This window comes from Alteromonas sp. 76-1, assembly GCF_900654235.1.
GTDB classification, from domain to species: Bacteria; Pseudomonadota; Gammaproteobacteria; order Enterobacterales; family Alteromonadaceae; genus Alteromonas; species Alteromonas naphthalenivorans.
This window is the reverse complement of the sequence record NZ_LR136959.1, coordinates 76,710-91,717: the sequence shown is the minus strand read 5'-3', so window position 1 is coordinate 91,717 and position 15,008 is coordinate 76,710. Positions and strand designations below refer to the sequence as shown.

General features: G+C 42.6%; 8 protein-coding genes. 2 read left to right on the top strand and 6 right to left on the bottom strand.

What is annotated here, in order from left to right; all coding sequences use genetic code 11:
• Positions 1 to 2: 2 nt before the first annotated feature.
• The 3 genes from ALT761_RS20425 to ALT761_RS20415 all read right to left on the bottom strand — a co-directional run bounded on the left by ALT761_RS20425 (position 3) and on the right by ALT761_RS20415 (position 2,484).
• Positions 3 to 1,160, bottom strand: coding sequence for an NAD(P) transhydrogenase subunit alpha (locus ALT761_RS20425; protein WP_129740758.1), 1,158 nt, complete (start codon positions 1,158 to 1,160; stop codon positions 3 to 5).
• A gap of 184 nt (positions 1,161 to 1,344) precedes the next feature.
• Positions 1,345 to 1,659: an L-rhamnose mutarotase gene (gene rhaM, locus ALT761_RS20420; protein WP_129740757.1), complete on the bottom strand. Its 315-nt coding sequence runs from the start codon at positions 1,657 to 1,659 to the stop codon at positions 1,345 to 1,347.
• A 3-nt stretch (positions 1,660 to 1,662) separates the two neighbouring features.
• Positions 1,663 to 2,484: a DUF4861 family protein gene (locus tag ALT761_RS20415; RefSeq protein WP_232043613.1), complete on the bottom strand. Its 822-nt coding sequence runs from the start codon at positions 2,482 to 2,484 to the stop codon at positions 1,663 to 1,665.
• A gap of 414 nt (positions 2,485 to 2,898) precedes the next feature.
• On the opposite strand from ALT761_RS20415, the gene ALT761_RS20410 reads away from it, so the two are divergent.
• Positions 2,899 to 5,967 (top strand): TonB-dependent receptor, encoded by a 3,069-nt coding sequence (locus ALT761_RS20410; RefSeq protein ID WP_129740755.1) that lies wholly within the window; start codon positions 2,899 to 2,901, stop codon positions 5,965 to 5,967.
• Between the two features lie 337 nt (positions 5,968 to 6,304).
• Positions 6,305 to 9,244: a TonB-dependent receptor gene (locus tag ALT761_RS20405; protein WP_129740754.1), complete on the top strand. Its 2,940-nt coding sequence runs from the start codon at positions 6,305 to 6,307 to the stop codon at positions 9,242 to 9,244.
• Between the two features lie 80 nt (positions 9,245 to 9,324).
• Here ALT761_RS20405 and ALT761_RS20400 read toward each other — a convergent pair whose 3' ends face one another.
• The 3 genes from ALT761_RS20400 to ALT761_RS20390 all read right to left on the bottom strand — a co-directional run bounded on the left by ALT761_RS20400 (position 9,325) and on the right by ALT761_RS20390 (position 14,963).
• The gene (locus ALT761_RS20400; RefSeq protein ID WP_129740753.1) at positions 9,325 to 12,183 is read right to left on the bottom strand and encodes an alpha-L-rhamnosidase; all 2,859 of its coding nucleotides are present in this window, start codon (positions 12,181 to 12,183) and stop codon (positions 9,325 to 9,327) included.
• Positions 12,184 to 12,563: 380 nt separating this feature from the next.
• Positions 12,564 to 12,878 (bottom strand): cupin domain-containing protein, encoded by a 315-nt coding sequence (locus ALT761_RS20395; RefSeq protein ID WP_129740752.1) that lies wholly within the window; start codon positions 12,876 to 12,878, stop codon positions 12,564 to 12,566.
• 57 nt (positions 12,879 to 12,935) lie between these two features.
• Positions 12,936 to 14,963 (bottom strand): cytochrome c3 family protein, encoded by a 2,028-nt coding sequence (locus ALT761_RS20390; RefSeq protein ID WP_172602951.1) that lies wholly within the window; start codon positions 14,961 to 14,963, stop codon positions 12,936 to 12,938.
• Positions 14,964 to 15,008 lie beyond the last annotated feature (45 nt).

The following is a 15,008-nucleotide window of genomic DNA, read 5'->3' as shown; positions in this document are numbered from 1 at the left end:
GGTTAAGCGCCCTCGTATGATTTTATAAGCAATTGATTTGTAACTTTCCCGTCATGGGTTATGACGGAGGCTGCCAGAATGTCATCGTCAAATGACAATTGGAAGGCGGGTGGATCATCCTTGATGAACTCGTCTAACAAGTTGTAGATATTGTTGGCATACATATCCGTAGCGGCACGTGATACCTCTTCACTCCAATTTCCGGTTCCAATAACACAAACATCATTTATTTTAACGGTTTCTCCAGGCGATGAACCTTCTACGTTGCCGCCTGAAAGAGCTGCCATATCTACGACCACACTTCCTGGCTTCATTGTAGAAAGGGTGTCTTTACTAATTAGTAATGGTGGTTTACGGCCAAATAGTTGCGCTGTGGTAATGACGATATCAGAGCTTTGTATTGCCTCCTTTTGAGCTTCTGCCAGAATCGCTTTCTGCTCGTCGGTTAACTCTTTTGCATAGCCATCTTTTGTTTGTCCGGTTTCTCCTATATCAACGTTAAGAAATTTTCCTCCCAACGACTCTACTTGCTCTGCAACCACTGGACGAGTGTCGTAAGCAAGTACATTTGCACCAAGGCGCTTCGCTGTAGCAATGGCTTGAAGGCCAGCGACACCTGCACCAATCACAAATACTTTTGCTGGCTTAATGGTTCCGGAGGGCGTCATCATCATAGGAAGAATTGAAGGGAGACGGCTTGCAGCTTTCATCACCATTACGTAACCTGCGAGGCTGGCTTGCGAGCTTAACGCATCCATTTTTTGTGCCCGCGAGCTTCTAGGGATCATTTCTACAGAAAGTGCTGTTATATTTGATTCAGCAAACTGGTTGACGAGAGATTTCTGAAAAAACGGATCTAAGTGACCAATTACAACAGTGTGAGCGGGCAGCGTTGAAACCATCAATTTATTCGGCGCGTTTACGCACGCTAATACATCAATCTCACTGGCTATTTCATCAGCTGTATCGATTAGCGTAGCGCCAGCGGATTCAAACTCGCTGTCGTTGTAGTGGGAGAGTAAACCAGCTCCCTTCTCAATAAATACTACGAGACCTTTACGAACAAGTTTTGAAACGGTACTCGGGGATACTGCACACCTTTTTTCTGTGTGTGCGTGCAATCCCGTATGACGCGATTCGTTTAAAATTAGGATTTTCAATTAACTCTCCTTTCCTAAAGCTAAGGGGAGAATGAGAAAAACAGCTCATTCAGTATACTTTTCTGTCGTTTACTGAGGTGTTTAAACGAAGCCTACTTTAAAGAGGGTGGAATGCACTTCACCGATGTCTTTGGAATTATTAAATTGACACCGGCGAGTTAGTTCATTTACGTTGAAAGTAAAATCAGTCTAGGTGAAATACCATTTTGAGATCAGTCGCCACAGGCTCATTGTCGTCATGTGTGTCCATAATATCGGACATAAAGGCCCACCATTTCTTAACAATAGGGTTTAAGGGCAACTCATCCATCGTGTGGGATTCTTCACGTTTAAGTACCGCAAATAGCTTGTTTGAGCTCTCTTCGTAGAAAATACTGTAGTCTGAAACGCCCGCGTTTTTAAGTTCATCTACAAGCTCAGGCCATATCTCATCGTGGCGTTTTTCGTATTCGCGCTCAAACCCCGGTTTAAGAGTCATGACAAATGCGATTTTTTCCATGGTTTAGCGTCCGTAGTTATTTAAGTACTGTTGCCACTGCTTGATAGTGGTAATGTCGCCGGCATCTTCCCAAGCGAACCCTGCGTGATAAGCAAGCGACCCGTCTGTTGATGATTGTGTAATCATCCAGATATGACTTTCGTCTTTAGTTTGCGATGGGGTGTGAACAATTTTACTTATTTTAGAAGGCTCAATAACGGCCCCTGTGCCTAGCCCTTTCCCATCCATAATTTCCCATGCTGCAATCCAACCTTCTTCAGCACTTCGGTAAACAGAGGCTTTTTCATCATGCGTGGCAACACCGATGGCGATAGGAAGCGAACTTGGCTTTCCGTTTAAAGAAAAAAGGGAATTAACTTTATACAACTGTGAACCAAGCGCAAGAGAGATAGTTTTCTCTTCCTTTACGGTACCAAGCGGCGTTTCAAATTCGTAGTAAAGTGTGAATTTAACTTCATCAGAATTGTTTTGGTGTATTTTATAATGCGTGAAATTATGGCCGTAGTAAGGCGTTTCATTAACCCAAATGGCCGAACCGCCTACGCCACGGCTAATGCCGGTATGGTAAGGGTCGTAGCCTTCACCTCTATCTTCGTGATACGACTTTCCATTGAAGTGCATTGCGTACCATTTGTCGATGATAGAATAATCGACTTTTTTAAGCCAAGCATCAACACCGCTAGCGTGTCCAGCGAGGGGAGCCGCTGGGCCATAAACGCGAAACGCGACTTTATCATTCTCCCATGCAAAATCATCACGCCTTTCGGGGATAAACTTGGCGTAAGCTTTTACATTTTTGTTATTAGATGACGATTCTTTTTGCACACTTACCTTAGAGTCTATAGAACATCCGATCAAAGTTGATGCGATAAAAAGTGTAGCTAATGCATTTAAAGCATATTTAAGCTTTACCATCATAAATCTCCAACGTTTCATGAGTTTTTTAATTTCAAATATTCGCCAAATGTTTAGGTAATGTTCTTTGATTTTATTGAAAATAAAGCCTTACCGATAATCGTATGACTGTTTGTGAGCGATATTGCATTATTTTGAGTGTTAATGCAACGTTATATTTGAAGACAGATGCTATCTCATGTCTGGGTCTATTTTAAAATTAGAAGTTACTATATAGGGTCAAGCTAATGTTAATTTTAAGTAAAAATATTGATTGAACATGTGTATTTTGTGATCTATCTTGTTTCGAAATGATTGTTTATGATTGTCAAGGAGAGCATGTAGATGTCAGTATTAAATACGAAGAAATTGAGATTGGTGGTTGCAGTATCCTCTGCAATGGCATGTGTATCAATGAATGTGTATGGACAGAATGAGCAAGTTAGTAACGGTGAAGATGATAAGACCGAAGTTATCGAAGTAAGGGGTATAAGAAGTGCTCTTGCTAGTGCTCTAGCAGAAAAACGCTCATCAGATAGTATTAAAGAAGTTATTCAGGCAGAGGATATCGGTAAGCTTCCTGATCAAAACTTAGCTGAAGTACTAGAAAACGTAACTGGTGTTCAAATTGACCGAACAGCTGGTGTGGGAACAGGCGTTCAGATTCGTGGTACAAATGCTAACCGAGTAGAAATAAACGGTGTTTCGACGGTTGGTAGCGGAAATGGACGCTCAGGCATTAGCTTTGACGACTTACCAGCTGCACTGATTTCGTCTTTAGAAGTTATTAAAGTACCTTCTGCCGAAACGGTTGAAGGTTCAGTTGGTGGTACTATTAATCTAAGGACGCTACGTGGGCTTAGTTTAGATGAGCAACTGTTTTCCGTACGAGCCCAGGCAGAAAATAGCGATTTAGCCGATGCGACATCTCCGAGAGTATCAGCAACATTTGGGGATAACTTTGATACCGACTATGGTCGAGTTGGTTTAGTTCTTACCGGGAGCTACGCAGAGCAACAGGTTGCTTCGTTTGACCCACGTTTTGATAGGGATAGGGAAGTACTTCCTGACTCTGGTAGCGCTAGCGCAGAAGCGTTCCCTTTCTTACGAACGCAGTTTTTAGATCAAGTAATTTCCCGATATGAATATGAAACTAAGAATTTTACCGGGTCAATTGAGTTTGAGCCTTTGGATAATCTGAGGTTGTATTTTGATGGGACTGTCAACCGTCAAGAGCGCGCTCAAAAAAGTACCCGCGCATATATTTCAGGTACTGGTGGTTCAGCGGTTGTTGATAACACGAATAATACAGCGTTTGAAACCATTGACCTTGGATCTATAGACGGTCCCAATGGCTCGTTAGATTTAGGTGAAGTACAAGCTGTATTGACTGGAACTCTCGGTGTCGGTGTCGACAGTAACAATAACAATATTGATCCCAATTTGCGCACCAATACAATTACTGGGTCACGCGTTACTGACAGCAATGTTTTCGCCACAGGTTTTGATTTATTACTCGACCGTTTGGCACTAACAGGTGAGGTGTCATATTCCAGCTCCGAATCTACCTTTCCCCGGTTAAACACCACATTGGATTTCATTAACCCAAATGGCCCACAACCTAGTGAAGGACTAAGTATTGATAACGGGGTACCAATTGAATTCGATGCGTCGGGAGGGGTACTTCAATTCGGAATTGCGGAAAACGCTGAATTTGGCCCATCTTCCGAGGAGCTTTTAAATCCAGCGAACTATGCATTTCGGGGCGTAGGAGTAGGTCGGAGTACACAAGACAATTCTGAGACAGCATTTCGCATAGATGGCGATTATGATATTTCGGATTTAAACTCTTACTTTTCTGGTATTAAAGCCGGTTTAAGATGGAATAAAAACAAAGCAGAAAGTAATGATATTAGTACGTCATCTAATTTTTCAAACCCAAATACTACCTTCTATAGACCAACAGCTGCCCTCTTTGCAGATATCGTGACAGCGGGGCCATCTAATTTTAACGACGCGGATGGACGCCGATTATATATACCAGATTACCTAACAATTAGCCCTGACTTGTCGTTTTCTAATCCTGACCAAATACTAGATACGATCAATGCCGCTATTTCAGCAAATAATGCGACTCAAATTGCTAACGGTAATATTACAGAGGGCTATGCGACTTTATCGGATCCTGAGCTTCAACTCGATTCTTTCTTTGATATCGAAGAAGAAACGACGGCGCTATACCTACAGGGCGACTTCTATTTTTATGTAAAAGATATTCCGATTCGTGGAAACATCGGGGTGCGATATATCGATACTGAAATAACGTCGGTAGGTAATAACGTAGAAAACGGTGAAGTAACCGGGGTCCGTGAAGAGAGTGCATCGTATGACTATTATCTTCCAAGATTTAACCTTGCAGCAGAAGTGGTTGACGACTTAGTCATTCGTGCAGGAATAGCGAAGGATATACGTAGACCAAACTTTGATAACCTATCTACTTCAATTAACTTCCCTGGTGGTGCCGGTTCCGCGGTAAGTGTGGGTAACCCTGGGTTAACCCCGGAAGAGGTTATATCTTATGATCTATCTGCGGAGTATTACTTCTCAAATTCTAGCTTCGTAAGTATTGGCTTATTCCATAAAGAGCGTACTGATATATTCGCTGCTGTGCGAGACAATCCAGAAGAACCGATTGGCGAAAACGGGCAAATAGAACGCGATATAACTGCTCCATGTGAAGGTGGAGGCATATTTAACCCTACAGTGACAGACCGGAATGTGTGGTCATCGGTGCCAGGCACGGGAATTTGCGTTCCACTTCAAACAACTATTAACCTGCCAAATGAAGAGACTCAGACGGGTATTGAGCTAGCGTTTCAACATGACTTATCTGAGTATGAAGACAAGCTTGGATGGGCATCTGGTTTCGGGGTAATAGCAAACTATACCTATCAAGAAGCCGGCGCAGGTATTGAGACATTCCGTCCAGCGACAGGTGATGGAAACGCGCTTAACAAATTGCTGGGCCGTACTGATACGGATCAATCTACAGCTACATTAGCTGATGATATTGTAGAAGAACGGATTGAGTTAGAAGACTTATCTCAAAACGCCTACAACATTACATTGTTCTACGATAAATATGACCTTAGTGTTAGAGCAAGATACACATGGCGTTCATCGTTCAAGACGGGTGATTTAATAAGTTTTGATATGCCGCGAATAGTTGATGATAGAGCACAGCTTAATATGAGTGTGAGCTACGATATCAATGATACATTCAGCGTTGGTCTAGATGGCATTAACCTTCTTCGTGAGGACCGAACTGAGTGGTGTGTTAACGAAGGTGCGCTACTATGTGCACAAGGGCTAACTGATAGACGCATCGTATTAGGAGTTACTGCAAACCTTTAATCAACTTTTCAACAACTAAGTAATTCAACAAAATCTGCCTCTAGATCAGCTTGAGGCAGATTTTTTTTGTTTTTAGAAGCTTATCGGTAAAGATAAATTGCTACTAAAGTAGTGTTGCTTATTAAAATTAATATGTGTTTTATGATTTTTCTCTTTTGTGACCAATAATGATCGAATTTGATTCTAAATTTTTGCGTGAGTGTTAATGTAAACCTGATGTTAATTACTTGTTTTCGTTCGCTGCTTTTATAGCCGTAAGACGTTGAGCAGATAATAAAAAAATGTTTTTAGCATCGAGGCAATGCCTACCTCATTTGTTAAATATTAAGGATAAAAAATGGGTCACACATTGAAACATAGTTTACTTTACTTAGCGTGCGTATCTGCACTTTATGTCTCACACGAATCTCAAGCACAAGATACCTCAGAGGAAAAAGAAGTCGAAGTAGTACAGGTGCTAGGTATAAGATCCTCCCTTACAGGGGCTCTTGATAATAAACGGTCTGCTGATAGCGTTGTGGATTCAATCTCAGCAGAAGACCTTGGCAAATTTCCAGACCAAAACATCGCTGAATCTTTACAAAGGATTTCAGGTGTTTTTATTGATCGTCAGTCTGGTGAAGGTTCAAAAATTACAGTTAGGGGATTTGGACCTGAATTCAATACTGTACGGCTAAACAACAGAACCATAGCAACTATTGAAACAGGTGAAGTGGACTACTTCTTCTCCGATGTGAATTTGTCCAGAGCATTCGATTTTCAAGCTCTTGCGGCGGAGGTTTTGAGCGGTGCTGACGTCGTCAAAAGTCCAACTTCTGATATGTGGGAAGGTAGTTTAGGTGCGAGTGTTAACATGCGTACTGCTCGCCCTCTGGATAGTATTGGTTTTCATATGTCGGGGTCGGCACAGGCCCGATATCAGGATTTAGGAGAAGAGTGGGGGCCTAGGCTATCAGGGCTGGTAAGCAATACATTCGCCGAAGACTCAATGGGGCTTCTCTTTGCAGTATCTTATGAAGATAGAAAAACAAGGCTAGAAGAGCACCGAGGTGGTGCTTGGTCTTACTACAATGGCCCAACTGTCGACTCAGATGAAGTAGTTGAGTTTCGTTTTCCCCAAGAGATGGGGCAAAGTTTTACTATCGATGATAGAAAGCGCTTAAGTATTAATAGTACGTTCCAATATGAACCAAGCGCCGACATGGGTATGACAGTTGACGCTTTATATGTAGATTTCAAACGAACTACAACCACGCAGGGTATTAACGCGCCAATGCAGTTTCCATTCTTTTCCAATGTAGAAACAGATGAAAATGGGACGGCTACATCATTTGTCAAAACTTTTGGTCCGGTAGATTATAGGTACGAAGAGGGTGGTGGCGATAGTGAAACTGTCGCGTTGGGTTGGAACGGATTTCTCTATCTAGATAACGGGGTCTCGTTCAATGCGGATGTTTCTTGGTCGCGTGCTACTGCCCGAAATGATGCAACGAGAATTCAAGCAGCAATTAAAGATAATAATCCATGGAATGACCCATTAGAGCCGGGAAGTATTGATGACCCCAGAGCTGGTGAGACAAGCCCTGACTTCGAGACTAATATCATCACATGGGAAAATTCAGATGTCCCTTCATGGTCTACTTCTCTAGATTTGGCAGACCCAGCAAATGCGCGAGCTCATGTTGCCTTGACACCTTCCATCGAGTTAGAAGATGAAGTTTTCGAAAGTAAATTTGACGTTGGATTCGAATTGGATTCTGGTGCGATTCGTGGTTTTCAAACTGGGGCATTCTATAGTGACCGTAAAAAAGCTGCACTGCCTTTTAACTCTGGTATTTATCGACCGAGTTCTGCAGAAGGACCTTTTGATCCAGGTTATAACTCTGCAGGCACCTTGTTTTCTGACTCAAACTTTGTCGCTCCGTTTGATCCTACAGACGGAATACAGGCACCATGGGAAGCGATAAATGTTCCCAATGGCCCAAGACCCAATATGGGAGGTCGTTTTTTCTCGCTACCTTCAGATATTTTCACTCCTATTTCAGTAGCGGGTCTACTTAGTGACTCAGGCGCAAGTTTTCCTACATCATTTTTGTTGACCGATAAAGATGGCTATTGCGAGGCAGTTCGTCAGGGGTCCGGAAATAACGACGTTTGTTCTTCACAGGCTCGTCCTGATCTAGCTCGTGACGTACAGGAAACAACCTACGGGGCCTATGTAAGATTAGATCTCGATGGTGAGTTCAACGCATTCCCTTGGACTGCAAATTTAGGGCTCAGGTATGTTGAGACTGATACCTCTGCTTCAGGTCCATCGGTAGAGTTGATAAGAATTGACCCAGTGGACGCTGATGGTGCTACATCGGGACTAGACTACGTTACAACCGAGAGACAAATAGTTGAGAAGAAGAATTCTTATTCTAATCTGCTCCCTAGTTTAAACGCAAAAGTTTCACTGAGTGACAACGTGGATTTGCGAGGGGCGGTTGCAAAGGTTATTACACGACCTAATTTAGGCGATATTACACCAAATCAGAGTTTTAGCGGTCTATATGGCTTGTCTACTCGCCGTTCCAACAATACTGATTTACAGCCGTACGAAGCGTGGCAATACGATGCTTCTTTAGAATATTACGCCGACAACGGTAACGCTTTCTCCATATCTTTATTTTACAAAGACATTGAGACGTTTATTTCAGAAAGTACAGAGCTTGTACCTTCTGGCTTTAGTCACCCTGCATTTGGTGAAGTTATATTCCGTGACACTACTGATAGAAACCGTGATGGCGGCTCTATTCAAGGGTACGAACTTGCAGGCTTGATGTATTTTGATTTTCTACCTGGTTTCCTAAGTAATGCAGGTATACAAGCCAATTATACGTTTGTAACTGGTCAAGACGATGAAGCGTTAGCGTCGCCTCAAAACCTGCCTCTAGCGACGGCGCCTGGAAATGGATTAGAAGGATTTACTCCCCATTCGTACAACGTGGTTGCGTTTTACGAGGATGATGACTTTTCTGCAAGAGTTTCATGGAACTGGAGAGATCAATTCTTAGTCAAGCGAGCTGGTTTAGCGGGCATAGCAGAACACTTTGATGCTTATGGACAGCTAGACATAGGATTTGGCTATGCGTTGAGTGAAAATACGAAAATTACACTAGATGTTAGTAACTTATTCGACGAAAACACTATTCGTTTCGCAGACGTAAGAGAGCGTGTTATTTTGAACGAATATACTGGTAGACGTTTTCTTTTAGGTGTTCGTTCTACTTTCTAAAACTGAACCGTTTTAATTTATCTTCAATTAACTAAAAAGCGCCGTATTGAAAACGGCGCTTTTTAACACATCATTATATTCTACTGTTCAATCGTTATTGAATATTGTCCGGCTTCATATATACGACTTGGTTTCCCTTGCAATGAAACCTTGGCTGAGGAGTTGTTCGGTACCTCGAACTGCCAATAGATTGTATTTCCATGGCGTTTCCAATTGCTCACTATTTTTCCATAGCCCGTCTTATAACTCGCTTCAACCCATTCCAAGTCTTTGGGAAACACAGGCGACAGTTCGAAATGCTGATAACCCGGTGTGTCGCCTCGCGGACGAATACCGCCTAAACCCTCGTAAAACCAACCGTCATACCCACTGTGAAAAGGATGGTTTAACGACCGGCCCGGCGGGTTTCTACCTTCTGGATCTTTAGTCGGGTCCCATACACCTTTGCGTTCCCATAAAGTGGTAGCTTTGAGATTATCGAATTGCCACTGGTAACCTGGATAGCCCTGAGCCGTAAATATACCAAAAGCAGTATCTCCGTAACCGTAATCGCTCAGTGCGCGATATACATAGGTTTGACCCAATGCGCCAATAGATCCATGACCACTCCAATTCTCCACGACATCTCTGTTCAGCGCTTCGGCAACAGAAAGCCTTAGGTGTACTGGGGTAATACCAAATCTAAGTGCCATGGCATCAGCAGTTTGGCTCCCATAATGCCCAGTTTCTGAATTATAAAACTCTTCGTGGTATTGCGTGGCGATCCTTTCGAATAAAGCATGATAATGTTCAGCGTTCTTTGGCTTATTAAGAAGCGTAGACATTTTTGCCATCAGTTCTGCGCCATGTGCTAAAAAGCCAGACGTGGTCATAGTTGGCAAAGTATATTCAGGGTTACAGCGCTTGCGTGTCATCCCCGGTTCTCGAACTGGGTCGCACCAGTCACCATAGCCATCGCGCAGAAGATTATTGGTTAATTGCGACTCCGCAGCGTCCATATACTCCACCATACTTTCGTACTGTTCGGCGATCACTTGGATATCACCATGATGGCGATAATGCTCCCAAGCGATAATGACTTCAGCAACCGCCCAGTCATACTTTTCGCCGTGTGAACGTTTGCCTGGCACGACTGCTGGTGCGATGTGGCTTGATGTCTCAAAATCGCCTAAGTATTTTTCCCAGAGGTTTTGCATGTTGTAATTGTAGTTACCAGTAATCAGCGCTGCGTGCGCATCGCCGGTCCACCCAGCTCGCTCTCTTATTGGGCAATCCATAGGAAGCGCCATCAAATTACCCTCATAACTCCACAGTGCCATGTCATGAATTTTATTGAGTAAGTTGTTTGAACTCTTAAATTGCCCAGCGACTTCAACATCGCTTCGAACTAGATGCCCAAGTACCGCTTCCAGAGCTGGCTCGAAGTCTATGCCTGTTAGTTCCAAATAACGGAATCCATGCCAAGTAAAAACCGGGCTCCAAAATTGCGCGTCTTCTCCAGATGCTATATAGGTATCAACCTGTTTTAAAAGGGGCGCACCTCCCCCTGATTTTTGGCTCAAATTACCGTCAATATCTGCCCACTCGCCGTAGCGCATATGGACAGCTTGCCCTGGTTTTAAATTTAGTGCTTTTAGGTTTAATGTCGGTATACCAGTGAAATTTTGTCCGAAGTCGAAAACCCATACATTCTTTCGCGGTTGATAAAGCTTAATAGGTTCTAACGTTTGTACTGCTCTAATTGGTGGTAGCAGCTGTGGTTCCAATGATTCAGTAGGCCATTCATCTAATACTTCAACTGGTTGCCAGTTAGCTAGATTATTTGGCGATGTATTTACGTTCCATCCTTCAACTGCTTGGTTGGCGTCGTATAGCTCTCCAGAAAAAAGGCCCTCTTTTAAAACAGGCGATGGGTGTGAGATCCAATTTTCATTTGATGCAACGATTTGACTACTTCCGTCTTCATAAATAAGTTCTAATTGCGCTATAAACTTGGGCTGTCCATAAGATAAGGTTTTCTGCTTTCTTTTATTCTTAGCAGCGTCTGGATTCGACCATTTACTAAAAGCAATGTTTTCGTCGTACCAGCCGCTCCCAAGGTGCACAGCGATAGTGTTCTCACCGTTTAAAAGTAAATCGCTGACTTCATCAGTGTTATATAAAATACGCTTATCAAAATCGGTTTGGCCTGGGTCAGCAAGTCGGTCATCCACCTTCTGTCCGTTTAAGAATATTTCATAGTATCCACCAGCTGTGCTGTGAAGTTTAGCTCGCGTGATTTTTTTGGCGTTTTCGGTTGTGAATGAATGACGAAATAAACTAGCAGTGGGCTGCTGCTTTAATTGTTCTACAACGCCAAGCTGTTTTTGTAAGTTACTTTCTGTAAGTTTTTCATGGATATACGGATGAACATTTGCTGCATATTTTATCCATTCCAGTCTGTTTTCCGTTATTTTGGCGATGTCACGCTTTTTAACTTGTAACCATTTAGCATGCCATTCAGATTTATTAAGTAAGCCCATTTCCCAGTATGAGGGTGCGCTCCATTCGCTTGGCTGTACGGCGCCTTTGGACCAAACTCTAACTCTCCACATGGCTTTACTGTTTGCCTCTAGCGTCGCGCCTTGATAGGGAACGTTGATAGAAACACTAGATATGACTTTCTGGCTGTCCCAAAGATCTGGCAAGCCAGAAACTAATTTTTCCTGACTAGTAGCGACTTGTATTTGGAAAGCCTCTTGGGTTTCAACATTAGCATGCCAGGATAACCTTGGAGATTCATTGTGAACGTTAAGCGGATAGATATTATCCTCAACTAGTAAGTTACTAGGTTGTGGCTGTTCATTGTATTGTACTTTACCGGAACTTGATTCAGGTTCAGGAAAGGTACAAGCAACTAATATAAGTAATAAGGGGACAAAGGTAAGGTGTCTTAACATGTAATCTTGCTCTTCTCATACCGATTTAAAGTTTCATGATGAATAGGCAATCTTCTTGAAGATTGATACCCAAGATTTGTAGTTATTTTTCAAAGTTAGTCTTCGCAAAAGAGCATTTTCAATATGTAAGGGCTTTGACGTAACTAACTACTTCAAAGCTGCCACTAAAATTCTCATACGGTGTCACAAGTTTTACTTAGAAAGAGTGGTAAGTAGGTGCCAGCAAGCATTCACAGAGGCACCTATTTATCTGATTTGGAAACATCTCCCCCTACATTACCCACATCACAGGCCCCATGAGAAGTTAAAGCAGAAAACATATAGGTTCGCTGCAATGAAGGTGATAGGACCCCACTCATTTTTTGTTTTTGGCCCGTTTTTTACAAGAAGTCTTCCCGCATTGGGCTGAACATGTCAATGAGGATCCCTCCAGTTTCTGTTGTTGTGCCGTGCTCTACATGAGGATTGATAACGCAACTGTCTCCCGCCTTCAATACCTTGAGCTTGCCGTCAATAACGAAATTGAACTCACCTTCTTCGCAGTAAACAATTTGTGTATGACGATGGCTGTGGGCGTAACCTTCTGCGCCTTTTTCAAACCAGACTTTCACGGCCATGGCATCGTCATTGTATGCTAGTATCTGACGCTTGATACCGCCGCCCATATCTTCAACAACACCTAACTTTTCAGACATTTCAGTTTTCCTTCTAAAAGTGGTTTAACAATTAATCACGTAACAACTCTCACGCATCTACAGACGCTGAATTTTCTCTAGCTCTTTTCTAAAGTATGTAAATTCATCGTTGAGCCCCATTTTCTGGGATAAAGCCAATCCGAGTTGTAGCACTTCATATCGGCCTTCAACGCTTGGACTTTGTATTTTTAATAACTCAATAGCTCGTTGCGTTTTACCAGCTTTGTCTAGCGCTAATGACAAAATGTATAGATAGTTACTGTTTGTAGGCTCGATATCGGTGGCAGTGATAAAGTGAGTTATTGCAGTATTTAAATCTTGGCTGCGAATTAAGCGCATTCCTTCTGCGTAATGCATTAACGATGAATGTTGATTGGCATCTATACCTTTTTTGAGCGTTGCTGCCTCTAAAGCATTATTTCCTAAAGAACGGTATAAATTTGCTAGGTTTATATAATTGGGCTCAAAAAAGGGGTCTCGGGATATACCTGCTTCAAGAAAATCTTTTGCTTTCTTAAAGTTACCTTTATTTGCTTGTATAAGACTAGCATTTAAGTTTCCTTCACCTCGCCAAAGGCTCTGCTGAGATGCCTCGTATAACTCGTCTAATACTTTTGCGGAAATAAGTGCTACTTCCCTTGAAGCAATTAGCTGTTCAGCAGCCGAGACTCTAATCGCTTTATATTTATCCGCTAAAAGCGTTTTTAGAAGCTCAATGCGTCTTTGTTTATCGACAAGAAATGAAATATCCGCGAATGCAAGACGAACTAGCGGGCTCTCGTCATTGGCCAGTATTTTTGCGTACTTGTAAGTGAGAGTCTGAACTGAAGCGGGGAGCAGTGAAACGACAGTGGCTCGTTTTATATCAGGTAATGCTTTGTTTTTCGCTAAGGAAAAGTGCCTATTAAGTGTCAAGGTGTCGCCACTTAGCAATAACATATAGTTCATTTCAGCAGGGTGTGAAGGCGCTGACGAACTATGCCATTCGTCGATATTATCTTGTGCCCATTGCGGTCCCTTATCCTCGTGGCAGCTATTACAAGCGTTAGGCGTGCCAAACTTTTCAGTTAGTTGCGGTGCTGGAATGTGAAAACTGTGATCTCTTCGCTCATCAACACCCATATAGGTATTTGTAGGCATATGACAATTGACACATTGTGAGCCCTGGCTATCGGGTTCGTGGTGATGATGCTTAATGTCATCATATGCTGATGCTTTGTGGCACTGTAAGCATAGTCCATTTCCTTCGACCTTCACTTTCGCCGTATGAGGGTTGTGACAGTCGTTACAGTTCACGCCGGCCTCAAACATTTTACTCTGTAAAAAAGATCCGTATACGTATACTTCATCCTTTATTTGGCCATCAACATGGTATTGAGGCGTTGTCAGTAAAGAAGGCTTAAATTGCGACAAGAACGGTTCGGATGGTGTAATACCGTCGGTGAGTGGTGTGCGAAGTGAATGGCATGCAAAGCAGCGCTCCATGAAACTATTATCGCGCTCAGGACCTTCCCATGTGGCTATTTTTTTGTCTTTGCCTAACAGCCAGTTACCAATATCTTGCTGTTCGCTTTCAGAAAGAGCCTTGAGAGAAGAGTGGTTGTTCGCATAGTGACTATCGTCGATTTGATTATGGCAAGATTGACAAGAGACGTTTATTTCATTCCACACTGTATTGAATGCGTCTTTTTCATCATCATAGTTCCTTTTTAATCCTGATGAGTGGCAGTCTGCACACATTCCATTCCAGTTTTGTAATGGCTGAAGCCAATGCAGCCTGTCTTGGCTTTTGATCTCCTCGTCGGGATAAATGGGGTACCACTTTTGACCGCCACTCGACTTTTCTCGTGAGTCCCATGCAAAAGGGAACACTTGCATTTTTCCGTCTTCAGTTTTGATGAGATATTCCTGAAGAGGAAAATGGCCGAACACATAGCTCACTTCGTAAGAAGTTGTTTTCTTGTCTTCTCGAAATTTTACAAAGAACCCTTTTTCTTTCTTATAGAAAGTAGCTTCTTGATTGAAATGTTTGAAAGTGACGTTATTAAAATCGCCTAATACCGTAGTCTCTGTAGCAACATCCATTGCCTTACTATGATCCGACGCTAGCCAATCATTGAGAGCTTGGCT

Excerpts from the sequence above, each read along its gene's own strand:
- rhaM (WP_129740757.1), bottom strand. The coding sequence starts at position 1,659 with ATGGAAAAAATCGCATTTGTCATGACTCTTAAACCGGGGTTTGAGCGC.
- ALT761_RS20410 (WP_129740755.1), top strand. The coding sequence starts at position 2,899 with ATGTCAGTATTAAATACGAAGAAATTGAGATTGGTGGTTGCAGTATCC.
- ALT761_RS20405 (WP_129740754.1), top strand. The coding sequence starts at position 6,305 with ATGGGTCACACATTGAAACATAGTTTACTTTACTTAGCGTGCGTATCT.
- ALT761_RS20400 (WP_129740753.1), bottom strand. The coding sequence starts at position 12,183 with ATGTTAAGACACCTTACCTTTGTCCCCTTATTACTTATATTAGTTGCT.
- ALT761_RS20395 (WP_129740752.1), bottom strand. The coding sequence starts at position 12,878 with ATGTCTGAAAAGTTAGGTGTTGTTGAAGATATGGGCGGCGGTATCAAG.
- ALT761_RS20390 (WP_172602951.1), bottom strand. The coding sequence starts at position 14,963 with ATGGATGTTGCTACAGAGACTACGGTATTAGGCGATTTTAATAACGTC.